Below are 23643 nucleotides of genomic sequence, written 5' to 3'. Positions count from 1 at the left end.
AACTATCAATAATGAAACTATTTGTTTTTTGTCTCTCCCTGGTCATCAGCATGCCACTTTTTGCACAATCGAAAAAAGAGTTGCAGGCTCAAGTAACAAAACTGAATGCTGAAATTGCTGAATTGAAAAAACCTAAAGATATTTTGCTCTCAGATACTGTAAAGAAGGCCAGCTATGGTTTGGGTGTGCTGGTGGCTACCAACCTGCGCTCGCAGGGAGGCGATTCACTGGATGTAGATGCATTGACCTTTGCAATCCGCGATGTATACGAAAACAAAAAATTAAAACTTGAACAGTCTGAAGCAATGACGATCGTGCAGCAGTACATGCAGCAGGCTGTGGAAAAGAAAAACAGCAAACTGAAAGCAAGCAGCCAGGTGTTTTTAAATGAGAATAAAACCAAAGAAGGTGTAAAGACCACTGCCAGCGGCTTGCAGTATAAAGTAGTTAAATCAGGCACAGGTAAAGTTCCGAAAGCTACCGACAATGTAACGGTACACTACACCGGCAAACTCACAGACGGAACTGTATTTGATAGTTCAGTAGAGCGTGGCCAGCCCGTAACATTCGGAGTAAGCGAAGTTATACCAGGCTGGACAGAAGCATTGCAACTTATGCACGAAGGCGATAAGTGGATGCTATATATACCGCAGGAACTTGGTTATGGCGAACGTGGTGCCGGAGCACAAATTCCACCGTATGCTACACTTGTTTTTGAAGTGGAGCTTATCAAAGTAAATTAATCGCAGTTTATTCAAAGCCTTCCGCCAGGATCATCCGCGTAATGGAAGCAGATTGCCGCAAGGCTTTAGCAGGAGCGTAGGTGTCAGAAGACCACCACGCTCTTGCTTTTTCTACGGATGGGAACTCCAGAATAACAATGCGCCCCGGAATCCAGTCTCCCTCCAGAGTTTCAGTCATGCCTCCACGCACTATAAATTTACCTTCATACGGAATGAGCGATCCGGGCGTAAGTTTCTTATAATCTTCGTACAATGCCGGGTCAGTGATGTTTACGTCTACGATGATGTATGCTTTCATGGAGCGTTATGTCGTTTATACTGAAATGTAGTGAAAAGATATTTAGGTGTGAATAAGCATATTTATGGTCGTTGTACAAACTTAAATATTGCTTTGCTCTGTTAACTCTTAAGTACAGTAAAATATGGGGCCTTACTTCTTCACAGCCTTTCCTAGTCCGGTAGAGGTAACACGCACTACAGGTGGGTTGCCCATGTAATTAACATTGCCTGATGAATAGATGAAGGCATTTAATACTTTGGTAGCATTTACTTCAACATCGAAAGCATTCTGCGAGTTTATATAGGTGCTGTCAGTAACGAAGTTATAGCCCTTGAACGAAACAGCATTCACAACAGTAATATTCATGTAGTTGGCGGTGCCATCTAATTTATAGGAGCCAGTGTTGATGGCATTGATACCAAGTGCCCCCACGTGTACGTCATTGAATTTTACCGAGCCTGCATGCAGGTACATAATCATAGTGTCCATCGCGAGCGTGCCTGAATTTTCTACGCTGCAGGCATTACACCACAAATCTATATTTCCTCGTATGGCAATGGTCATGCTGCCCCCAGGGGCATTAACGGAAAGCTGGCCACCGCTTACGTTGTAATACGCATCGCTCATGGATGTAGAAAGAACCTTGTTCTCCACGCCCTGCACAAAGTTGAAGGAGACACCTCCGTTTGAGTTGATGTGATCAAAAGATCCAAGTTCTTTAGCAGGATATTCTTTCAGATCGCATGACGCTATCCCTGACAGAACCGAGAGGAACAGAAAAAAGCCGATGTATTTCATTCTGCAAATTTCCTCGATATTCTAATACCATAAGGCTCAACGTAAGTTTACTGGCAGTAATGAAAAAATACCCTATCAATACATTCAGGTTATGATTTCAAATCATCGTATTTCAGTGGCAACAGGTTCAGGTCCACCGAAAGCTCTCGTAAGAAATATGGTGATCGTCAAGCAGTTTTTGTATTTCAGAAAAGCACGAATTGGTGTTAAAACGTTTGGCCAGTGCCTGCAAAATCATCTGCTTATCGTGAGCTGATAGGTTCAACAACGTTCCAAGCTGGTTTATACTTTCAGGCTGTAGTATTATACTATATTCATAATCCGAGTCGCCCCAATACTCTTTTACGCGCGCGCCGATATCATAGCCATCGATGATTAGTTTGTCATCTTCAAAGCGGGCCTCTATTGTTATGCGAATAGCATCGCCTGTATATTGATACAGGATGATTGCAAGAGCCATGTGCGGTTGTTATCCTTACATTTAATTTACTTTGGGTCATGTATCACCTTTATTAATCATCTGAACCGGTATATTTCTCTTCGCAAGGAAGAAGAAGAATTGCTGCTGTCAAAGCTTCACTATCGGAAGATAAACAATAAAGAATTTATTCTGAAAGACGGACAAGTTTGCAATGCACTATATTTCATTACGAAAGGATGTTTCCGTACGCACATTCGCTTTTCTATAACCAAAATAGTTTGTTGCTTTGCGCGACAGCACGCTTATGCCAACCACAATATTCGATCTGATCGGGGAAGAGAATCTCAGAACACTGGTTGACCGGTTTTATGATCTTGTTTTTGAACACGAACAGATATCGCATTTGTTTAAAAACGATAAAGAGTCGATCAAGGAAAAACAGCGTTTGTTCCTGACACAATTCCTGGGAGGGCCTGCTTTGTATTCCGAGCGGTTCGGTCATCCGCGGCTACGCGCCCGCCACATGCCACACACTATCACCGAAGAAGACGCTGTTGCCTGGCTTTCGTGCATGTCTAAAGCCATTGCCACCTTGCATATCGATGAGGCCCTGAAAGACGAGCTGTTCAAGCGCTTTGTTCCTACAGCCATGTTTATGGTAAATACAGGTGAGGAGCACTGATCATGGCCCCACGTCCTGCTCTCGGTTTTGTAGCGGCTACGCAAAATCTTTTGCTAAATATATATCGTTTGCATAACCACCTCGAAACACTTGTCACCCTTTCTGTCACACAGGGCTGATCGTTGTACTCTTTTTTGTCTCCCGTCCCGAAGACTTAGTTAGGACTTTCAAGTTTCATTTTTGCACCTGGTTTTATCGTAGGATAGTTTCACATTTTTTAACGGGTTCATTACGATAATCTGCCAGGCAATTGTTTCTATAAGCAAATGGGATATGCAAAAGTTCAAAGTAAACCGAATCGAGGTATCGCTTACCTTCTTATTTCTGTTAATTGTACTGGCGTTCTGTCAAAACAGCATACACCAACGCACCATTAAAAAAGCATTGAACGATGCCGATAAAGCCCCCAAAGTTCTTACCCGTCTTCAAAACTGCCTGTACCTTACCATGGCCATGAATGTGGAGCTGCGCGGGTACGCGCTCACGCACGATGAAAAATATCTGTACCTGTCCTACGATCTGGTCAAGACCTGGGCCGACACAATCATATTTCGCATCGACAGTCTGCTTCATCAGCAAGATGAATCGTTTACAGAAGGATTCACCACGCTGGCCGAGTATAAAGAAGCCTTTTTTCAAACAGCCGATCATTCTGCAGACCTTTCCAAACTTATTGCAGAGGGAAAAGACTCGCTCTTCCTGGAGCAGTTCAAGGATGAAACCATGAACAAGAAACTCTCCACCACGTGGAAGAATCTTACCGACGTTGTGCGTCCGTTTGAAAATCATGTAATTATTAATAACCGCGAGAAATATGAGCGGCTTAACAAAGTCAACATCACCATCAATGTACTACTCATTGTACTTTCTTTACCGGCATTCGTCATTGCCATTGTTGACCTGCGAAAGGAGATAGCACGAAGGGTTAAACTGCTGCGCGATTTTCACAGCTATAACCAGGAGCTCATCTTCAATGACGGGCACGAGATCAACGCAGTTAAAGATGAGTATATATTTGCATACTATAAAAAATCCATTAACTCGTTGTCTAATTTTATCAACGCCATCAGCAAGGGAGATTACTCAACTCAATACGAAGGCATTGACAATGAAAACCTGGCGTTGAATAAAAATACACTTGCATCCAAAATCATTGATTTGCGCGACAAACTTCGTACATCAAAAGACAACGATGCCAAACTTCACTGGCTAAACGAAGGGCTCACCAAACTGGCTAGTATTCTGCGTACTGATCAAAACGATCTCAACCAGCTGTCATACGACACCGTTTGTTTTCTCACCAAGAGCATCAGGTATCAACAGGGAAGTTTGTTTATTCTGAATGATGATGATCCGGAACTGAAATATCTTGAGATGACTGCGTGCTACGCTTTCAACCGCAAGAAATATATACATAAACAAATCAACCCCGGACAAGGTCTTGTAGGGCAAGCTTACCTCGAAGGACGATCAATAATACTCACAACGTTACCCGAAGGCTATACTGAAATTACTTCCGGCCTCGGCGATGCTACTCCCGGTTGCTTATGCATTGTGCCTATGATATATAACGATACCATTGTGGGCGTGTTGGAAGTTGCCGGCTTTACTCCGTTGGCACCGCATCAATTGGAGTTTCTGGAGAAATGTGGTGAGCAGGTTGCATCTGCTGTTCTCGCTTCAAAGATGATACAGAAAATGAAAACCATAGCTGATCAATCTTCCGCAGCCACACGGAATTTATAACTGGTACAGGCGAGCTGTTACGCTTGCAAATCCGTTCCTATTTAGTTACATTCGATACAGAGCCCATCGCTTCATGTCTCATCGGCTGGAGGATGGGCTTTTTGCGTTATTGGCTTTTCGTTGTTTAACCCACTAAAACCCAAATCTATGTGCACCTATAATATTCTCAGCATTGACGGAGGCGGCCTTCGTGGCATTGTGCCTGTACGTATACTTCAGAAGATTGAGTCTATTACAAAAAGAAGAGTACAGGATACATTTGACATGATGGCCGGAACTTCTACCGGCGGTTTGCTTGTATCGTGTATGACATTGCATGATGCTGAAAATCAACCGAAATATACCCTGGATGAAATTGCTGATATATACATCAACCAGGGTGATATTATCTTTCCGATACGATCGGGCATAAATAAACTCTTCCATAAAGTATCGAACTTGTTTTCTCCTGCTTATAGTGGCAGTGGCCTGGAGAAAGTACTGAAAGAATATGTAACCGATGAGCGCATAAAAGAGGCACTTCTTCCCATTCTTGTATCTACATACGATCTCAATGGCAACCGGCCTGTATTCTTTAAATCGGCCGAGGCAAATGAGAACCCGGAAGCCAATGCAAAGATATACGACATCTGTCGTGCCACTTCTGCGGCACCAACGTATCTGCCAGCCTATACTTTCAATTACAAAGGCAAAACACTCACCGGTATAGATGGCGGAGTATATGTAAACAATCCTACTATGGCAGCCATTGCCGAGATCAGTAAATATGGTAATAAAGGATACTATAAAAAGAAAGACGGAACTGATGTAAAATATAGCGATATACGTGTGCTCTCGTTGGGAACAGGCACGTACAGCGGCACCATTACAGAAAAAGAAGCCGTGGATTGGGGCGAGCTGCAATGGGTAACACAGATTACCGACATTATGATGCGCGGTGTTAACCAGACTACCGATTACGAAAGCGGTGAGATGCTGGACGATGGCAACTACCTGCGGCTAAGTATTAATATACCCGATGAGAAATATGCCGACATGGCGGACGCCCGCAAAGAAACACTGGATTACCTTGAGAAGCAGATAAAGGAGCAGGTTACCGACAATGAGGAGAAGATGAAGGCACTGGAAAAATTCCTCGCCAATCTCGCGGAAGCGAGCGATTGTTCCGGGCTGCAGGCAGCGAGCTGATGCAGCACTATACATATAGACTAATCGCGTTTTTCTGCTATTGCTAATTGCAGAAAGCGGGATTTGAGTTTATGCTCTGCATATCTTTTTTACCATCAAAGAGTCATCGTTCATTCGTTTTTTAAATTTTTCTTCCGATCCTTGCTTAGGGAAACACCATGAAAGCCCGGTAGCCGCGTGAAGAAAATACTCATTATTGAAGATGATCACAACCTCTCCAAGTCAATCACTTCAACTTTGGAGAAAGAAGGATTTGCCTGCGATCCGGTATACGATGGCCAGATTGCCATGCGTTATTTTCAGAATCATAACTGCAACCTGGTATTGCTGGATTTGAATCTGCCCAAGGTAAATGGTATAGAGCTTTGTAAAAAGTTCAGGGCCATGGACCCGGAAACCCCAATAATCATTATCACAGCCTTTGGTGATATAGACAGTAAAATGGAAGCATTCGATCTGGGAGCAGATGACTACCTGGTAAAACCTTTCCACCTGAAAGAACTGGTCGCAAAAGTTAAGATTTTTTTAAAGCGGGCCGAGCAGCTTCCCAACACACAGCCGCTATACCAGTTTCATGACATGAAGCTTGACCCGAATAAAAAAGTGGTGATACGCGAAAACAAAGAGATCAGCCTTACGCCCAAAGAATACGGATTGCTGGAATACATGCTCAAGAATCGAAACCGTATTATTTCCAAAGATGAGCTGGCTATGAACCTTTGGGATAACAAATACGGAGTAACGCATAACACGATTGAAGTATATATAAATTTTCTGCGCAACAAGGTCGACAAGGGCTTTGACCGGAAGCTCATCCTTACCAAACCTGGTTTTGGATATTACTTAAATGAGCAATCCGATGAATTATAAAACCAGGCTAACGCTACTGTTTGTCGGTCTTTTCTTCATTGTGCTTACCGCTATCCTTAGCTTTATTTATATCGCGTACTCGGAATTCAGGCGCGATGAATTTTTCGAACGCCTCCACGAAAAGAGTATATCTACCGCACGGCTTCTCATAGAAGTAAAGGGTGTAGATATAAACCTGCTCAAGATCATCGATCAAAATTCTATAAACAAAATGTATGATGAGAAGATCCTCATCTTCGATGAACAGAACAAACTTATCTACAGCAGTCTTGATGATGAAAAAATTCCCTACTCCATCAAACTGATCAACGCCATCCGCAAAACCGGTCGGCAATATTATGTTGATGACGATAATGATGAAGTGGTGGGCGTTCGCTATACCGGCCAGGGACATGATTACGTAGTGCTCTCTTCTGCTTACGATCGGTACGGCATCAGCAAATTGCAAAATCTTCAAGACCTGGTGATATTGGCGTTGGTGCTGGGCACTTTGTTGATCTCCGTGGCCAGTTACTACTATATACGCCAGGTGTTCCGTCCTATTGATGAACTGAACCGGTCTATCCAGAATATAAATGCCAATAATCTGCGGGGACATGTAGCCGTAAAGAAGAATAAAGATGAACTCGATACACTGGCCATAAACTACAATCAAATGCTGGAGCGCCTGTCGAAAGCCTTTGAATCGCAGCGTGCCTTTGTTCGCAATGCAGCACATGAATTAAAAACACCACTTGCATTGATCCGTGGCAAGCTGGAACGACTGGAAGAATTAACAAATAATAGTCAACCGGAAATACAGCAGGTAACAAAAGGTTTATCGGATGATATTGATGAACAGGCGGCACTCATTGAATCATTGTTGTTGATCCAGCGCCTGCAATCACAGCTACCCGTAAATACTACACCGATACGGGTAGACGAAATATTGGATGAAAGTGTAAAGGAATCAAGTCCTGTTTATCCACAACAACAGGTAAAGATTGATATAGACGCCACCATAGAAACTGAAGAGCAGTTGATCGTTGATGGTAATGCTCTGTTGTTAAAGATATGTTTTCGCAATCTCATTGAAAACGCAGCGCTATATTCAACTACACCACAATTGAGCATCAGCATTCGCCACGATAACGCCATACTGCAGCTTACATTCTCTAATGCCGGCGAAGAATCATCGCCCGGAAATCTGATCTTCGAACCGTTCTTCCGGGAAACGCAACAACAAGAGAAACCCGGGCATGGTCTCGGTCTTTCCATCGTAAAACAAATCATCGAAATGATGGGAGGCACTATTACCTACTCTTTTCTTGCAGGCCAACATAATTTTATACTTCGCCTGCCCTTGGCCAATGGTGCCACACAGGATATTAATAGATCGTATCAATCCTGATCCTACACTGCGATAACTTTAAGCCCGATTTAAGGAACACTTAAGCCCGTATAAAGACCACGACCGTACTTTTGTGGAAAAAAGGGATGCGATCGTTTCGGATATGGGTAACTGTTGTTACTCTTTTAATGGGTAGTAGTACTCTCTTCGCTCAAAACACAGACACACTCCGTATTACACTGGCACAAGCCGATAGTTTACTGTTATCACGGAACCTGTCTCTTATTGCTTATCACTACGAAGTAGATAAAGCAGAGGCACGCAAAATACAAGAGAAGCTTTTCAGTAATCCCGAGCTTTTCACAGAATGGAATTTATATAATCCTACTGCAAAGCAATGGCTTGACGCTGGCCGCAACGGACAAAAAATTATTCAACTGCAAAAAGTATTTCGCATCGCAGGGCAGCGTAAAGCTTCCATCAAACTTGCAGAAGAAGAAAAGCAGATGACGCAATGGCAATACTACGAGCTGGCGCGCAGCCTTAAATATGCTTTGCACGTAAGTTACTATCGGTATCATTTTCTTAACAACGCCATCACCAATATCCGTTTACGGCTTGCCCTGTTGAAAAATGTGATCGACCTCTATGGAGATCAATATGCTAAAGGCAATGTATCGCTGCAGGAGCTTACCCGTTTGAAGTCTACTTATTTCGATATAAATAACCAAGTGAATGAAACGCAGGCTGAGTTGGTACAACTACAGTCAGACCTGCAGTTATTGCTGGTGGATGATAGAATTATTTTCCCGGTTCCTACAGCAATAACGCAGGTCGTTCCAGACCTTCCAACAGCAACCTTGCAATCACTTATTGAACAATCGCTGGCCAACCGCCCTGAGCTTAAGATTGCCCAAAGCCTGCAGGCACAAAATCAATTGCGCTATTCGCTTGAGCGTAAACAGGCTATACCGAATCTTACTACGGGTGCTATATATGATCAGGCCGGCAGCTACGTGAATAATTATACCGGTCTGCAGTTCGGGTTGCAGGTTCCGCTCTTCAATCGCAACCAGGGTCGCATACAGGAAGCCAGGATCGGTATAGAACAATCAAAGATTATGTTGCAAAGCAAGCAGCAGGAAATTACCCGCGAAGTACAAACCGCATGGCAGGTGTTTCAATTGCTGCGCGATCAATATGCTTCTGCAGGAACTGATTTCGAAGCACAGCTCAATCAACTCAGCAAAGGATTGGTAAGCAACTATAGCAAGAATAACATTTCACTGTTGGAGTTTACCGACATGTTCGAATCCTATAACTCCAGCATCATTCAATTAAATCAACTGAAAGCCGATCTAAATAAATCTTATGAAGAACTCAACTATGCAGTGGGACAAGACCTGCGCCCTTAAGCGCAAGATTCGAATAGGTACGTTTGCTGCGTGCCTGGCCACACTGCTGCTGACGCAATGTGGTGAGAAGGGAAACGACACTCCTGAAAGCAAGGCTTTCTCCTTAAGCGATACGATGTTGAAATCCATCGCGCTTGATACCGTGAAAGAAAAACCTGTAAAAGGAGTACTGAATCTCAACGGGAAAATAGCTGCCGATGAAAATCGACTTGTAGAAATATTTCCGATCGTAGGTGGAAACGTGCTGGAAGTTGATGCCGAGCTTGGCGATTATGTTAACAAGAATCAGACGCTTGCCATTATTAAAAGTGGTGAAGTGGCAGAATACGACCGGCAACTGATCGATGCACAATCGGATGTACTCGTAGCACAAAAGAATCTCAGTGTAAAGCAGGATCTGTACGAATCGAAACTTTCATCGGACAGGGAATTAATAAGCGCACAGAAAGATTTGGAGAAAGCAGAAGCTGCGCTGAAACGTATATCTGAAACTTTTGCTATTTATAATTTCAACCGTCAGTCAGAGTATAGATTGAAATCGCCAATCAGTGGTTTTGTTATTCAGAAAAAACTGAGCCGCGACATGACGCTTCCTTCCGATCATAGCGAAAGTGTATTTACCGTAGCGGAGCTGGATGAAGTGTGGGCCATTGCCGATGTATATGAAAATGATATAGCACGCATCAGTCATGGTATGAATGTAACCATTACACCACTCAGCTATCCGGGTGAGAAAATTAACGGCAGAATAGACAAGATTCTAAGTGTGCTTGATCCTGAAACACGCACCATGAAAGTACGCATCAGATTGCCGAATCCCGGTTTCAAGCTGAAGCCTGAAATGCTGGCTTCAGTAAAAGCACAATACGATGAGCCGAAAACATTAACAGCAGTTCCTTCTTCTGCTATCATCTTCGATAACAGCCGACAGTTTGTGATGGTCTTCAAAGATCGCTTCAATATAGAGACACGTGAAGTAGATGTATATAAAACAACAGACGATACTACATGGCTTAATAGCGGACTTAAACCGGGCGAGGTAGTGATCAGCCGTAATCCGCTTTTTATTTACGATGCTCTGAACGATTAACGCATGGACAAACTGATCAGAAATATAGTTGCCTTTTCACTCAAGAACAGGTTCTTTACTTTCTTCTGGGTTGGCGTTATGGTTATTGCCGGTATAGTGAGCTATCGCAATACACCTATAGAAGCATTTCCCGATGTAACCAACACGCAGATCATCATTGTTACCGAATGGCAGGGACGAAGCGCACAGGAAGTAGAGCGCTTTGTTTCCATCCCTATAGAAGTAGCCATGAACTCTGTGCAGCGCAAAACGAATGTGCGGTCTATCTCCATGTTCGGGCTCTCGGTTATCAAAATTATTTTCGATGATGATGTAGAAGATTTTTACGCACGTCAGCAGGTAAATAATCAGCTTGTTAATGTAAATCTTCCCGAGAATGTAGAGCCGGAGATACAACCGCCTTACGGACCTACCGGTGAAATATTCCGCTATGTGCTTACTTCGAAATCAAAAGATACTCGCGAGCTTCTTACCATTCAGAACTGGATCATTGACCGGCAGATGCGTGCAGTGCCTGGTGTAGCCGATGTAGTGGCTTTCGGCGGTCGTGAAAAGATATACGAGATACAGGTAAACCCGGCACTGCTCAATCGCTACGATATTACGCCACTGGATGTATATGAAGGTGTAGACAAAAGCAACATCAACGTAGGAGGAGATGTTATCGAGAAGAATGGCCAGGCTTATGTAGTGCGGGGTATGGGTCTGTTAAACTCCATCGAAGACATCGAGAATATTATTATTCATGATCGCAAAGGTGTGCCGGTATTGGTAAAGAATGTGGCCACCGTTATAGAATCTGATCTGCCCCGTGTAGGTCAGGTAGGCATGGATGCCAACGATGATGTTGTGGAAGGAATCATCGTCATGCGCAAAGGGGAAAATCCGAGTGAAGTATTGCATCGCGTGAAAGCTAAAATTGAAGAGCTCAACACCCGCATACTGCCCGGTGATGTGCGCATGAAAACATTTTACGATCGCGATGTGCTGATGACCTATACCACACACACCGTAATGCACAACCTGGTGGAAGGTATACTGTTTGTAACCGCTATTGTATTGCTGTTCATGGCCGACTGGCGCACTACATTAATTGTATCGATCATTATTCCGCTCTCCCTGCTGTTTGCATTCTTCTGCCTGCGCATGAAAGGCATGAGTGCCAATTTACTGTCGCTGGGAGCGATCGATTTTGGTATCATCATCGATGGTGCCGTAGTGATGGTGGAAGGGTTGTTTGTAGCGCTCGATCACACCGCGCAGAAATATGGTATGGAGCGCTTTAACAAGATCAGCAAGCTAGGCCTGATCAAACACACAGCAGCAAATACCGGCAAAGCTGTTTTCTTCTCGAAGCTCATTATTATCACTGCCTTGCTGCCGATCTTCTCTTTCGAGAAAGTGGAAGGTAAAATGTTTTCGCCGCTGGCCTATACACTTGGCTTCGCATTGCTGGGTGCACTCATCTTTACGCTTACACTCGTGCCGGTGCTCAGTGCTACTTTACTCAAGAAGAATGTAAAAGAGAAACATACCTTCATTGTAACATTCTTTGACAGGATTGTATCACGTGGTTTCCGATGGACATTTACTCATAAGAAGATAAGCCTAACGGTAGCCATGGCCATTGTAGCCTTCACGTTGTTCTCGCTCAAGTGGATGGGAACAGAATTTCTGCCGCAGCTCAATGAAGGCGCGCTTTGGGTAGAAGCCAAGATGCCGATGAGTATGTCGTTGAATGAAACGGTAAAGATGGTGCATACGCTTCGTCAGGAACTGAGCACGTTTAAAGAAGTAAACGGAGTGCTTTCACAAACGGGTCGCTCGAATGATGGTACCGACCCTAGCGGATTTTATTATGTGCAGATGCAGGTAAACCTGAAACCGAAAGATGAATGGGATCGGAAGATCAGCATGGATGGCCTGATCGAAGAAATGGATCACAAGCTGAAAAAGTATCAGGGTATAAATTACAACTATTCACAACCGATCATCGACAACGTAGCCGAAGCCGTAGCAGGTATGAATGCCAACAATGCAGTAAAGATATTCGGTCCTGATCTGGCCACCCTCGACAAACTTGCGCGTGAGGTATTGGAAAGCATATCAGATGTACAAGGGATTAAAGATGCCGGTATACTTCGAAACGTAGGGCAGCCGGAGATTCAGATCAAACTGCACGATCACAAGATGGCATTATACGGTGTTACCACCGCCGATGCACAAGCTGTTATTGAAATGGCTATCGGTGGTAAAACGGCATCTGTCATGTATGAAGGCGAACGAAAATTTGATATACGCCTTCGCTTTCCGTATGAATATCGAAAGTCGGAAGAGGAGATCAAAAATATACTGGTGCCTACATTAAATGGAACGAAGGTAGAGCTCAATGAAATTGCTACCATCAGCTCCATCACCGGCCCCGCCTTTATATACCGCGACAACAACAGTCGCTTTATCGGTGTTAAATTTACTGTGCGCCAGCGCGACCTGGGAAGCACCATAGCTGAAGCGCAGCAACGTGTGATGAAGAATGTAAAGATACCTACTGGCTATAATATCCATTGGACTGGTGAATTCGAAAACCAGGTACGTGCCACCGGCCGCCTGGCGCAGGTAGTGCCGTTAAGCCTCATCGCTATATTTGTGCTACTCTTCATTACGTTTGGCAACGCTAAAGACGCGGGCCTTGTGTTGATCAATGTTCCTTTTGCATTGATTGGGGGTATACTGGCGTTGCACATCACCGGTATAAATTTCGGTATATCTGCTGGTGTAGGATTTATAGCATTGTTTGGTATATGCGTTCAGAATGGTGTGATTCTCATCTCGGAGTTTAACGCCAACCTGCAAAAGAATATGACCTTACCCGAAGCAATATCGCTCGGCATTAAACATCGTACAAGACCAGTAGTTATGACGGCCCTGATGGCTTCCATCGGGCTCATGCCTGCTGCGATCTCAACAGGCATAGGATCGGAGAGTCAGAAGCCACTGGCAATTGTAATCATCGGGGGACTGATTACTGCCACCGTGTTGATCCTTCTGATTTTTCCGATCTTTTATCAGATATTCAATCGCAATACAGGAAGAAAAGTGAAAGCGCACGCGCATCACTGATATATAGTGTAATCCGATTGATAATAAAATATCCGGTAAATTCTGCCGGATATTTTATTATTTAGCGTTCCCAAATCCAACCATGGCCTTTCTTGAAACGCCGATAACCGCTGTACTCGCTTTTGCATCCACCAACATCGATGATCTCTTCGTGCTTATGTTGCTATTCACACAAGTGTCGGCATCTTTTACGAAACGCAATATACTTTATGGTCAATATCTTGGCATCGGTTCGCTCATCGCAATCAGTATAGCCGGTTCGCTCATCGGCATTGTTATACCGAAAGAATATATCGGGCTTTTGGGTCTGTTTCCGGTTTATCTGGGTATTCGCAAGCTCTTTAGCAGCGAACAGACCGATAATGCGCCTGTATTAAAACCTAACAACAGGCTTTGGCTACTATCATGGATTGATGCATCTGCTGTAAGCGTAGCTTGTATTACCATTGCCAATGGTGCTGATAATATCGGTATCTATATTCCTCTCTTTGTAAACCTGAATTGGTGTAACCTGTTACTGACCATAATAACATTCTTGCTGATGGTATATCTCTGGGTAAAAGCGGCAGCATTTCTGATACTTCATCCGAATCTTAAAGTAACGCTATCCCGGTATAATCACATCCTGTTTCCGGTTATCCTGATTGGGCTTGGTATCTATATATTGATTCAAAGCGGAACATATACAATGCTGTTGAAATAAAAATCCCCTGATATAGATCAGAGCATCGTTAGTCAACAGTATCCTTACTCAGGCATTATCGATATCATGAAATCAAATAATGAGTTTGGCAACGCCACCATCTACACGTAAAGCGGTTCCGTTGGTGCCTGAAGACAGCGGGCTTGCTACATACGTTACAAGATTTGCCACTTCTTCAACAGAAGTAAAGCGCTGCAACAACGATGTGGGCCGTACAGTCTTAAAGAAATTTTGTTCAGCTTCCTGTGGAGTTACTTTCTGAGTAGCTGCCAGCTGCTTCACAAATTCTTCTACGCCTTCTGACCTGGTGGGACCCGGCAACACAGCGTTTACCGTAACGCCAGTGCCTTTGGTGAGCTCCGCCAGACCGCGACTGATAGATAGCTGTGCTGTTTTGGTCATGCCATAATGAATCATTTCTTCGGGAATATTGATAGCCGATTCACTGGATATAAAAATGATGCGCCCCCAGTTTCTGGCAATCATTTTCGGCAAGAAGTGTCGCGACAACCGAACACCGCTTAATACATTGATCTCATAGAAGCGCAACCAGTCGTCATCTGTAATTTCCGTAAAAGGTTTGATTTCGAATATACCGGCATTGTTAACCAGTATATCGACATCCGGAAGCTGCTCGGTGAGTTTCTTTACATCGGCAGCGTTTGAAAAATCCGCTGCAATACCTGTTACATTCGCACCGGGAACTTTTGATTTCAATTCTTTCACAGCGTTATCTACACGCTGTTGGGTACGACCATTGATAATAACGGTGGCGCCTTCCACCAGCAGGCCACGTGCTATAGCAAACCCGATACCTTGCGTAGAGCCGCTTACAAAAGCAGTTTTATTTTTCAATTGTGAATCCATAGTATTATATAATTAAGTATAAATTATTTCTTTAGAAGGGCTATCTACCCCTACTGTATACACGGCACAACGACAGCATTACTGCAAAGCAGCAGCATGCATACGCTTTTCCTTGGCCCGGAAAATTTACTATACCAGAAACCTCATCTGCCTTTTTAAAGTTCGTTACGCTTGTGCCCACTTCGGTTACAACAACCACTATGTGCCAACCTATAATTAATGGATTCACTCCTTTCAAGCGGCTGTATACTCCTTTTGTCGGCATGGATCTTTACATCTACCGGATTGATGTGTTAAAACAATTGCTTTCATTTTTGGTTTTTAATGCAACAAAGATCCGGACCGCTCATCCTCAAAATTTTGTAACATTCCTGGAATGTCTTGTACATTTACAAGATCATGGAAATCCAGAATTTGTACGAACCCTTTAAAGTAGAGTGTCCTGAGGCACAGGAGATGAGAGCCACCTTACGCGAACATTCAGGAAATACAGGGGAGGAAGTCCTTCTGAATTTCGCAGGCATGTGCAAGGCAGAGAGCTGCAAATGGCATCGGCTTAGAAGTATATATCTCTGAACTATGAAATGGATCACACGCGAACGTCCGAAGATTGACCGGCTTGCCTGCCCCTGGCTCATTAAACGTTTTATTGATCCTGTCGCGGAGATTATCTATGTGCCGTTCGAAAAAGTGTTAGCGCAGGCAAAGGAACTCAATGCTATACCTTTCGATATACCGGACGTAGAATTTACGCATTACGATGACGCCTGCACGTTCGACTATTTTATACGTAAATATGAACTGAACGACCCTGCTTTGCATACGCTGGCCGTAATTGTTCGCGGTGCTGATACAGACCGTCACGACCTCGCTCCACAAGCTTCCGGTTTATGGGCTATATCTGCCGGGCTGGCGCAAAATATACCCGATGACCAACAGTTGCTTCAACAGGGTATGATGCTCTACGATGCACTGTATACCTGGGCCAGCAAGCTCCAGCAGGAGAAGCACACACAAAATCCCATTGAGAATATGTTACTCGATGTATACCAGCGTTACCTGGAAGAAAAACCAGGCTCCAAGAAAATTCCGGGATGGGCTAAAGAGTTGAAGGAAATTATCCAGGATCAGATCGACACAAACCTGAGCCTGAACCTTAAAGAAATTTCACAAAGCCTGAATGTTCACCCGGCTTATCTCTCTCGCGAATTCTCCAAATATTTCGATGATCTCTCATTTGGAGATTATATACGGAAGCTTCGCATTGAAAAGGCTATGCATCTTTTGAGCGACAGCAGGTTTTCGCTGGGCGAGATTGCTTATCTCACTGGCTTTTCAGACCAAAGCCACTTTAACAGGATATTCAAGAAGCACACCGGAAAAAATCCGTCCGCATACCGGAAATCGGTGCTAAAAAAGTAAAGCGGATACAAATAGTAAATTCTGTTCTATTCTTATACAGCAACGCGTGCGTAGCATTACAAAAAAAATTACATGATCCTCCGTTATTATCGCTGGCTATTCGCAGCCATACTTTTCATTTACATTCAATCCGGCTTTGCACAGGCTACCGATAAACATGTGCGTTCACGCGAACAACTCTGGTTGGGCTATTTCAACCAGACTCGTATCAGCAAGCACGTTGGTTTCTGGCTCGATATACATTACAGGCAAACGGATCACTTCATCGATCGGCCATTTCAACTCTTAATACGACCGGCTCTTACTTACTTCATTCGCGATAACATACGGGTCAATGCCGGCTATGCATACGTAGCACATTTTCCGGCAAAGGGATTTGATACTACCCGGCCGGAGCACAGAGCCTGGCAGCAGATTTGGTGGAGCCAGAAATATAGCGGGCTCTCTACATTGCAATGGTTACGCCTGGAAGAACGCTTCAATCGAAAAATAGCCAACGATGTCTTGGAAGACGGCTACAATTTCAATTATCGTTTGCGCTACAACATGTCGTTCTTTATACCCCTAAAAGGGAAAGAGATTCTACCAAAGACACTGTTTGCAGCCATTACAAATGAAGTCTTCCTGAATTTTGGTGGAAATATAGTATATAACACGTTCGATCAGAACCGCTTCTTTGCCGGAATGGGGTATCAATTCAGCCCACACCTTAATGCGCAGCTCGGTTACATGAACGTATATCAACAGGAGGCTTCCGGCAACAGCTATATTTCTACGCATGCAATACGGCTGTTTGTGTTCCATAATCTTGATTTCAGAAAAAAGGAGTAATTTTTCTTAACCTCTGTTGAGATATAATTACTTATAAATGGGGTATAGATGTTTCAATAGTGAGTATAACAATACTCAACACAACTCTATATTTACTATAGATGTTGACACGCTTATATTTTTCATGAAGTTATCCGATTAACAAACGGCTCTTTATCGGAAAGAACTATATCTTGGGCATACATTAACCAAAACCTTTACGTATGAAGAAAAATTTACTGCTCGTGGCAGTCATGCTCATGACTGCCACGCTTGGATTTTCCCAAGGGAAAAACTTCTGGACAAAAACATCCGAATCACTACCACAAGATAAACTACGACCGCAAGGCCGCATGGCTCCTGCAGAACATCAAACCTTTGCGCTTGATCTTTCCGGATTCAAGGAAGCCATCACGAATGCACCCGTGCGTGGTTTAGCTTCCGGTCGCGCAGAACTGGTGGTAACCTTTCCTAATCCCAATGGAAATATAGAGCGCTTCACGGTAACGGAGGCTTCTGTTCTGCATCCTGATCTGGCAGCACGTTATCCTGGTATAAAATCGTATGCAGGCCAGGGTATAGATGATCCGTCTGCTACCATTCGCTTCAGCGTGTCGGAGCAACAAGGCTTCCATGGCATGGTGCTTTCCAGCGGAAAGAATAAAACATACTACATCGATCCGTATTCGATCGATGGCAAAGTATATACGGTATACCGCCGGGAAAGTATACAGGAACGTGTTGCAGACTTTGAGTGCTATACGGCAGGTGCCGACCGTTCCGGAGGACGTGTGGGTGAAACGGCCCGCACCAACGACAAGAAATTAAGAAAGTACAGACTGGCGCTTTCCTGTACAGCGGAGTATGGAAACATATTTGCCGGTACAGGAACTGATGCGCAGAAGAAAGCAAATATACTCGCGCAAATGAACGTAACCATGACGCGTGTAAACGGAGTATATGAGCGCGACCTGGCCATTACCATGGAGATTGTACCCAACAACGATCTCATTATATACTATGGAAGTACATCTGCCGACCCGTGGTCTAACGAGTGGAACGCAAAAACACAACAGGTAACGGATGCAGCAATCGGAAATGCTAACTATGATATTGGTCACAACTTCAACACAACTGGCGGTGGTAATGCAGGTTGCATCGCCTGCGTTTGTACCACGGGTAGCAAAGGCAGCGGATATACCGGTAGATCTGACCCTACGGGCGATGCCTTTGATATTGACTATGTGGCACACGAAATGGGCCACCAGTTTGGCGGCTATCATACACAAAGCAATGCTTCCTGTCGCAGCGGCAGTGGAACAACCGAGGTGGAACCCGGAAGCGCAAGCACGATTATGGGCTATGCTGGTATTTGCCCTGCGGATGTGCAGAGCAATAGCGATGCCTATTTCGCTTATGTAAACATCCGCGATATATCTGCCAATGTTCAAAGCGGTGCAAGTTCATCGTGCGCACAGGTAGTTAGTATTACCAACAACCCGCCTACGGCAAATGCAGGCGCTGATTATACTATACCAAAATCAACAGCCTTTGTATTAACAGGACAGGGCTCCGATCCTGATGGTGATGTTATTACCTATACCTGGGAGCAAAACGATCCGGAAGATCCAAACTCTGACTCTGCTCCTACATCCACGCGCACAGTTGGGCCGATGTTCCGTTCGCGCGAAGGCACTACATCTCCGAAACGTTATTTTCCGCAAATCAGCGATGTGGTAGCCAACAACCTTACACCTACATGGGAAGTAGTACCATCTGTTGCCCGTAAACTAAACTTCTCATTAACTGTGCGCGACAATAAAGCGGGCGGTGGACAAACTTCGGATGACCTGATGGTAGTTACAGTAAGTGGAACCGCAGGGCCCTTTACCATAAGTGCTCCTAACACCGCTGTTACCTGGAATGTTGGCGCGTCACAAACCGTTACCTGGAATGTGGCAAGTACGAATGTAGCACCGGTAAATTGCGCTAATGTAAATATACTTCTGTCAACCGATGGTGGTTTTACGTATCCGATTACGCTGGTAGCAAATACTCCCAATGATGGATCGCAGGCGATCACTGTACCGAATAACGTTACCACCACAGCGCGTGTAAAAGTGGAAGCTGTCGGCAATATATTTTACGATATATCGAATGTAAATTTTACGATCTCTTCCGGATCACCTTCCTGCACAGCAACGGTGCCAACCGGTTTGGCGGCATCAGGGATATCATCCACCAGTGCTACACTTACGTGGACTGCTGTAGCCAATGCTACGTACGATGTACAATATCGTGTTACCGGTACCTCTACCTGGACAACGGTGTCTGTAAGCAGCGCTACCGCGACACTCACCGGGCTTACTTCAGCTAAAACGTATGAGGCACAGGTACGCAGCAAATGTACCAGCACAACATCAGCGTATAGTGCTTCGGTAAATTTCACCACCACTGCAACATCGGTTACTTACTGCGCTTCGAAAGGCAATGTTGTTACAGACGAATATATAGGGCGCGTACAGCTGGGAACGATCAACAACACTTCCGGTGCCAATGCAGGATACGGTAATTTTACCTCGATATCCACTAACCTCGTGCGTGGGTCGTCCAACACGTTAACCGTAACGCCAACCTGGACCGACGTAATCTATAACGAAGGATACTCTGCATGGATTGACTATAACCATGACGGAGATTTTGCAGACAGTGGTGAACAGATATGGTCACGTGCTGCCTCTACCACGTCTCCGGTTAGCGGAACTTTTACAGTGCCTTCTACAGCAGCACTGGGCGCTACACGACTGCGCGTGTCCATGAAATATAACGGTATACCAACTTCGTGTGAGACATTTACGTATGGCGAGGTAGAAGACTATACTGTAAACATTACTTCTACAACATCAAAGACTGGCCGTGGTGAAGAGCCTCTGCTTTCTAATTCGCACACTTTGTATCCTAACCCGGTAAAAGATAACCTTACGGTGATAGTACAGGAAGGGCTCATTGTGCAGTCGCTGCGCATTTCTACATTAAGCGGGGCAAGTGTGCACTATACGGAAAAATATGAGCAGCAGCTCAATGTATCGCCGCTGCCTGCCGGTATGTATATACTTTCAATTCAAACCGATAAGGGATTTATCCGTGAGAAATTTGTGAAGGAATAGAATCGCATTATAATTTTTAATTACAATAAGCCTTCCGGCGGTGACAATCTGTGCACAATACCGGAGGGCTTATTTATTTCTGATATTTTCTTTGATACCTTTCGGATATGACAATCCGGAAAATCATAGTCCTTTGCATAATATCCCTGTCGGGGATGGGAGCGCAGTGCCAATCGCCTAAATCTGTTATGCGTATTAATTATACAACCTTAACGCGTGGCTATCAGAAACAAATAACGCTCTCGCACGATAGTGTGGTGCTACATGTGGAAGGTCGCGAAGAAAACAAGGATGTGAAGCGATCTCTTACACCGGACGAATGGAATCTGCTCATAAAGTCGTTGAAGAATGTAAAGCTGGAAGATATACCCAACCTGCCATCACCCTCGATGAAGCGCGCTTACGATGGAGCCCGCCACTCCACCATAACACTCACTACGCCAGACCATAAAACATTCTCTCATGCTTTCGATAATGAGGATGCTCACGCAAAGTTACTGCCGCTGATGCAGGCTATCCTAAAGATTGAAGAAGCTACTTCGCAGCCGTGAAACAGACCTTGAAGTATAAGGGCACTTTACAGTGCCCATACTTCAATCCAATACATCAAAGCCCATCAGCAACCGCCATCTCCATACCATTCTCAGTCACGAGAAATGTATTGGCAGACCACTGATGAATACAACATTCACGCTGTTGCCGGTGACTTGATGCGTGCAGCTACTTCATAGCTTCATTAACAGGCTGGCTATCTACAAACTGCTCAAACGACACTATCTTTCCTGCCTTTAAGTTCCAAAGGTGAACAACCCGGGCCTGAAATGATTTATTCGTTTTCTTATTGATTCCTGTATAGGTACCGTAAGCAGCTACTTTATCACCGTCTGCTACATAACCTTCCGGAGTAAATTTGTAATCAATCCATTCCGTTGCCAAACGATGAAATACATTTTTATTGATTTCTTCAAAGCCTATATAGGTGCCGGCATAGGGAAATCCTTTAGCTTCTGTCCACCGGGCGTATTCCGCCAGGTATCGCTCCAGGTTCTTACCGTTTTCCTCCGATGTTTTACCTTCATAGGTACTCTTTACAATCGCTACGTTGTCCATGGGATAATTGCCTGATTTACACTGTGACATTAATATTTGTATGGCCAGTATTATAATGATGATACATGAATACTTCACGGCTGGCTACCATTTCATTTCACCTGTATTTACCTTAGCGCTTAACTGCAGGGCCATTTCAAAGGTCAACGAAGGATAGCGCGATTGAATAGCCTTAATCAAGGCTTCTGACGTTTTATTGGTCTTTAAAGCTTCCTCATAGAAAAGGATATACTCTTTCGTGTGTTTTACCGAAGCTATGGTAAACGCAGCATCTGCTTTTGCATGGGCCGGTATTACAACTTCAGGATTCAATGAAATGATTTTGTCTAAAACAGTCAGCCATTTGTTACGGGCTTCAGTGGTTTGTGTGTCAGCCATCCAAAGATGGAATGTATTGCCAAATACATTTATACCTCCTGCAACAGTCTTCGCTGAAGGTATCCAAACAAAAGTCCTGGTCGGGAACTGATCTAATCCGATAATTTCCAGCTTATCACCTTCCAGATCAATTGTGTTGCCCGGCAATACCTGAGGTAAAACTACATTTGACGTAATAGCCTTACCAAGTCTGCCTCCCCAAACCTCCAGTTTCTTCTGGGCAGTAGCCTTGATATGATCGATCGTTGCCGGGGCTGCGTATACAGTTACTTCCGGAAAATGTTTTTTGAAAACTTCCAGACCAAAGTAAAAATCCGGATCACCGTAGCTAACATAAATGCTCGTCAGTTTTTTACCCGACTGTTTAATGCGCTGCGCTACCGTTTCTGCATCGGCCAGCGTAAATTGGGCATCTATTAATACGGCCTCCGATTTTCCTGCAACGATTATTGAGGCTACTCCAAAACTGTTTTCGGATGCATTGTATACATCGAGCGTTAATTTCCCTGCTTCAATTTTTCTGAAGCCTTGTGCCTGTCCTTCCATAATAGATAGAATTGAAATTGTTATAAATAATGTTGTTGTTATAATGTGCTTCATATTGTGTGCTTAACAAAAGCAAAGCTATACCGGCCAACACCAGCCAGGCATTGAACAAGTTCAATTAATTCAAACTAATTACTTCCGCTGCGAGAGTTTCTTCCTGATCTTACTTACAAATTCATGGCTGATGCCGAGATAGCCGGCCACAAGTTTATTGGAAAGGCGTTTATGATGGGGATATTTTTGTATGAAATCGAGGTATCGTTCGTCCGCAGTCTTACTTAAATTATCGATCATTCGTCTCTGCAGGGCAACGTGTGTCTTTTGTGTCATAATACGGAAGAGCCTTTCAATTTTAGGGTAATGCTCGTAGGCAAAATCTTTATCGGCACTGTTTATGAGACAAATTTTACTGTCCTCTAATGCTTCTATATATAAATCAGATGGTTTACAGTTGGTGAAACTATCTATGTCCGTAATCCACCAATCGGTAGTGGCAAAGTACAGGATTTGTTCAAACCCGTTATAATCGACATGATAGACGCGAAAAAGGCCTTCAGACACAAAGCCTTCAAAACTGCATACATCGCCTTCTCTTAAAAGATAATCACCTTTCTTAACCAGCTTCATTTTGAACAACCCGCAAAAGTCGTCCATTTCTTTATCCGACATCGAAATGTGCTTGGCGATGTTTTGCTTGAGTGCTTCGATCATTGGTAAATATTACTGACGATGTATCTGTAAATTTAGTATACATGTCGAGTAATTGATAAACGGATCAAAAAATTAATGCGGCCCCGAAGTGATCCACGACTTTGGGTATTATTGATACACAAAAGAATTACCTTGATTATTAATATCAACAGAGTCACCGGTTTCCCGGGACTCTGAAGATGCCTGACATCGTCAGTTCTTGCCGGCGAGGCGATCGTGATATTTAGCAAATATACTCTTCACTAC

The 23643-nt window shown here is 44.0% G+C and carries 21 protein-coding genes; 14 read left to right on the top strand and 7 right to left on the bottom strand.

Annotated features, from left to right (window positions below):
- Positions 1-11: 11 nt before the first annotated feature.
- Positions 12-743 (top strand): FKBP-type peptidyl-prolyl cis-trans isomerase, encoded by a 732-nt coding sequence (locus V7Q33_RS03295; RefSeq protein WP_333818895.1) that lies wholly within the window; start codon positions 12-14, stop codon positions 741-743.
- Between the two features lie 7 nt (positions 744-750).
- Here the strand turns inward: V7Q33_RS03295 and V7Q33_RS03290 are convergent, their stop codons facing one another.
- The 3 genes from V7Q33_RS03290 to V7Q33_RS03280 all read right to left on the bottom strand — a co-directional run bounded on the left by V7Q33_RS03290 (position 751) and on the right by V7Q33_RS03280 (position 2281).
- Positions 751-1041: a DUF1330 domain-containing protein gene (locus V7Q33_RS03290; protein WP_333818894.1), complete on the bottom strand. Its 291-nt coding sequence runs from the start codon at positions 1039-1041 to the stop codon at positions 751-753.
- A 132-nt stretch (positions 1042-1173) separates the two neighbouring features.
- Complete coding sequence (locus V7Q33_RS03285) at positions 1174-1821, bottom strand: GIN domain-containing protein (RefSeq protein WP_333818893.1); 648 nt, start codon at positions 1819-1821, stop codon at positions 1174-1176.
- 127 nt (positions 1822-1948) lie between these two features.
- Positions 1949-2281, bottom strand: a complete 333-nt coding sequence (locus V7Q33_RS03280; RefSeq protein WP_333818892.1) for a hypothetical protein — start codon at positions 2279-2281, stop codon at positions 1949-1951.
- A gap of 265 nt (positions 2282-2546) precedes the next feature.
- On the opposite strand from V7Q33_RS03280, the gene V7Q33_RS03275 reads away from it, so the two are divergent.
- The 9 genes from V7Q33_RS03275 (at position 2547) to V7Q33_RS03235 (ending at position 14386) form a co-directional block, all read left to right on the top strand.
- The gene (locus V7Q33_RS03275; protein ID WP_331981526.1) at positions 2547-2924 is read left to right on the top strand and encodes a globin domain-containing protein; all 378 of its coding nucleotides are present in this window, start codon (positions 2547-2549) and stop codon (positions 2922-2924) included.
- 273 nt (positions 2925-3197) lie between these two features.
- The gene (locus V7Q33_RS03270; protein WP_331981523.1) at positions 3198-4670 is read left to right on the top strand and encodes a GAF domain-containing protein; all 1473 of its coding nucleotides are present in this window, start codon (positions 3198-3200) and stop codon (positions 4668-4670) included.
- 147 nt (positions 4671-4817) lie between these two features.
- Complete coding sequence (locus V7Q33_RS03265) at positions 4818-5858, top strand: patatin-like phospholipase family protein (protein ID WP_333818891.1); 1041 nt, start codon at positions 4818-4820, stop codon at positions 5856-5858.
- A gap of 177 nt (positions 5859-6035) precedes the next feature.
- Complete coding sequence (locus tag V7Q33_RS03260; protein WP_331981517.1) at positions 6036-6728, top strand: response regulator transcription factor; 693 nt, start codon at positions 6036-6038, stop codon at positions 6726-6728.
- Positions 6718-8118 (top strand): HAMP domain-containing sensor histidine kinase, encoded by a 1401-nt coding sequence (locus tag V7Q33_RS03255; protein WP_333818890.1) that lies wholly within the window; start codon positions 6718-6720, stop codon positions 8116-8118. Before V7Q33_RS03260 ends, V7Q33_RS03255 begins: the two co-directional genes overlap by 11 nt.
- A 128-nt stretch (positions 8119-8246) precedes the next feature.
- Positions 8247-9473, top strand: a complete 1227-nt coding sequence (locus tag V7Q33_RS03250) for a TolC family protein (RefSeq protein ID WP_331981511.1) — start codon at positions 8247-8249, stop codon at positions 9471-9473.
- Positions 9430-10563: an efflux RND transporter periplasmic adaptor subunit gene (locus V7Q33_RS03245; RefSeq protein ID WP_333818887.1), complete on the top strand. Its 1134-nt coding sequence runs from the start codon at positions 9430-9432 to the stop codon at positions 10561-10563. The genes V7Q33_RS03250 and V7Q33_RS03245 overlap by 44 nt, the downstream gene beginning before the upstream one ends.
- A 3-nt stretch (positions 10564-10566) precedes the next feature.
- Positions 10567-13683, top strand: coding sequence for an efflux RND transporter permease subunit (locus V7Q33_RS03240; RefSeq protein ID WP_331981505.1), 3117 nt, complete (start codon positions 10567-10569; stop codon positions 13681-13683).
- Positions 13684-13765: 82 nt separating this feature from the next.
- On the top strand, positions 13766-14386 hold the full coding sequence (locus V7Q33_RS03235; protein ID WP_333818886.1) for a cadmium resistance transporter: 621 nt from the start codon (positions 13766-13768) through the stop codon (positions 14384-14386).
- Between the two features lie 72 nt (positions 14387-14458).
- Here V7Q33_RS03235 and V7Q33_RS03230 read toward each other — a convergent pair whose 3' ends face one another.
- Positions 14459-15253: an SDR family NAD(P)-dependent oxidoreductase gene (locus tag V7Q33_RS03230; protein WP_333818885.1), complete on the bottom strand. Its 795-nt coding sequence runs from the start codon at positions 15251-15253 to the stop codon at positions 14459-14461.
- A gap of 579 nt (positions 15254-15832) precedes the next feature.
- On the opposite strand from V7Q33_RS03230, the gene V7Q33_RS03225 reads away from it, so the two are divergent.
- From V7Q33_RS03225 to V7Q33_RS03210, 4 genes are all read left to right on the top strand, one after another.
- On the top strand, positions 15833-16675 hold the full coding sequence (locus tag V7Q33_RS03225; protein ID WP_333818884.1) for a chromate resistance protein ChrB domain-containing protein: 843 nt from the start codon (positions 15833-15835) through the stop codon (positions 16673-16675).
- A gap of 72 nt (positions 16676-16747) precedes the next feature.
- Entirely contained in the window at positions 16748-17506 is a 759-nt protein-coding gene (locus V7Q33_RS03220; protein ID WP_331981492.1) for a DUF2490 domain-containing protein, read from the top strand.
- Positions 17507-17709: 203 nt separating this feature from the next.
- On the top strand, positions 17710-20652 hold the full coding sequence (locus V7Q33_RS03215) for a reprolysin-like metallopeptidase (RefSeq protein WP_333818883.1): 2943 nt from the start codon (positions 17710-17712) through the stop codon (positions 20650-20652).
- 188 nt (positions 20653-20840) lie between these two features.
- A complete protein-coding gene (locus V7Q33_RS03210; protein ID WP_331981486.1) occupies positions 20841-21203 on the top strand; it encodes a hypothetical protein in 363 nt (120 codons plus the stop codon).
- Positions 21204-21372: 169 nt separating this feature from the next.
- On the opposite strand, the gene V7Q33_RS03205 is transcribed toward V7Q33_RS03210, so the two are convergent.
- From V7Q33_RS03205 to V7Q33_RS03195, 3 genes are all read right to left on the bottom strand, one after another.
- A complete protein-coding gene (locus tag V7Q33_RS03205) occupies positions 21373-21792 on the bottom strand; it encodes a nuclear transport factor 2 family protein (protein ID WP_333818882.1) in 420 nt (139 codons plus the stop codon).
- 54 nt (positions 21793-21846) lie between these two features.
- A complete protein-coding gene (locus V7Q33_RS03200) occupies positions 21847-22740 on the bottom strand; it encodes an MBL fold metallo-hydrolase (RefSeq protein WP_333818881.1) in 894 nt (297 codons plus the stop codon).
- Between the two features lie 78 nt (positions 22741-22818).
- Positions 22819-23397 (bottom strand): Crp/Fnr family transcriptional regulator, encoded by a 579-nt coding sequence (locus tag V7Q33_RS03195; protein ID WP_333818880.1) that lies wholly within the window; start codon positions 23395-23397, stop codon positions 22819-22821.
- Between the last annotated feature and the right edge of the window lie 246 nt (positions 23398-23643).

This window comes from Ohtaekwangia sp., from assembly GCF_036786105.1.
Lineage (GTDB): Bacteria > Bacteroidota > Bacteroidia > Cytophagales > Cyclobacteriaceae > Ohtaekwangia.
This window is presented reverse-complemented; position numbering and strand designations above follow the sequence as displayed.

What these genes read in the sequence shown, in the direction of transcription:
- V7Q33_RS03205 (WP_333818882.1), bottom strand. Translation starts at nt 21,792, where the DNA reads ATGTCACAGTGTAAATCAGGCAATTATCCCATGGACAACGTAGCGATT.
- V7Q33_RS03275 (WP_331981526.1), top strand. Translation starts at nt 2,547, where the DNA reads ATGCCAACCACAATATTCGATCTGATCGGGGAAGAGAATCTCAGAACA.
- V7Q33_RS03220 (WP_331981492.1), top strand. Translation starts at nt 16,748, where the DNA reads ATGATCCTCCGTTATTATCGCTGGCTATTCGCAGCCATACTTTTCATT.
- V7Q33_RS03285 (WP_333818893.1), bottom strand. Translation starts at nt 1,821, where the DNA reads ATGAAATACATCGGCTTTTTTCTGTTCCTCTCGGTTCTGTCAGGGATA.
- V7Q33_RS03265 (WP_333818891.1), top strand. Translation starts at nt 4,818, where the DNA reads ATGTGCACCTATAATATTCTCAGCATTGACGGAGGCGGCCTTCGTGGC.
- V7Q33_RS03270 (WP_331981523.1), top strand. Translation starts at nt 3,198, where the DNA reads ATGCAAAAGTTCAAAGTAAACCGAATCGAGGTATCGCTTACCTTCTTA.
- V7Q33_RS03240 (WP_331981505.1), top strand. Translation starts at nt 10,567, where the DNA reads ATGGACAAACTGATCAGAAATATAGTTGCCTTTTCACTCAAGAACAGG.
- V7Q33_RS03245 (WP_333818887.1), top strand. Translation starts at nt 9,430, where the DNA reads ATGAAGAACTCAACTATGCAGTGGGACAAGACCTGCGCCCTTAAGCGC.
- V7Q33_RS03225 (WP_333818884.1), top strand. Translation starts at nt 15,833, where the DNA reads ATGAAATGGATCACACGCGAACGTCCGAAGATTGACCGGCTTGCCTGC.
- V7Q33_RS03280 (WP_333818892.1), bottom strand. Translation starts at nt 2,281, where the DNA reads ATGGCTCTTGCAATCATCCTGTATCAATATACAGGCGATGCTATTCGC.
- V7Q33_RS03215 (WP_333818883.1), top strand. Translation starts at nt 17,710, where the DNA reads ATGAAGAAAAATTTACTGCTCGTGGCAGTCATGCTCATGACTGCCACG.
- V7Q33_RS03210 (WP_331981486.1), top strand. Translation starts at nt 20,841, where the DNA reads ATGCGTATTAATTATACAACCTTAACGCGTGGCTATCAGAAACAAATA.
- V7Q33_RS03255 (WP_333818890.1), top strand. Translation starts at nt 6,718, where the DNA reads ATGAATTATAAAACCAGGCTAACGCTACTGTTTGTCGGTCTTTTCTTC.
- V7Q33_RS03295 (WP_333818895.1), top strand. Translation starts at nt 12, where the DNA reads ATGAAACTATTTGTTTTTTGTCTCTCCCTGGTCATCAGCATGCCACTT.
- V7Q33_RS03250 (WP_331981511.1), top strand. Translation starts at nt 8,247, where the DNA reads ATGGGTAGTAGTACTCTCTTCGCTCAAAACACAGACACACTCCGTATT.
- V7Q33_RS03235 (WP_333818886.1), top strand. Translation starts at nt 13,766, where the DNA reads ATGGCCTTTCTTGAAACGCCGATAACCGCTGTACTCGCTTTTGCATCC.
- V7Q33_RS03230 (WP_333818885.1), bottom strand. Translation starts at nt 15,253, where the DNA reads ATGGATTCACAATTGAAAAATAAAACTGCTTTTGTAAGCGGCTCTACG.
- V7Q33_RS03290 (WP_333818894.1), bottom strand. Translation starts at nt 1,041, where the DNA reads ATGAAAGCATACATCATCGTAGACGTAAACATCACTGACCCGGCATTG.
- V7Q33_RS03200 (WP_333818881.1), bottom strand. Translation starts at nt 22,740, where the DNA reads ATGAAGCACATTATAACAACAACATTATTTATAACAATTTCAATTCTA.
- V7Q33_RS03195 (WP_333818880.1), bottom strand. Translation starts at nt 23,397, where the DNA reads ATGATCGAAGCACTCAAGCAAAACATCGCCAAGCACATTTCGATGTCG.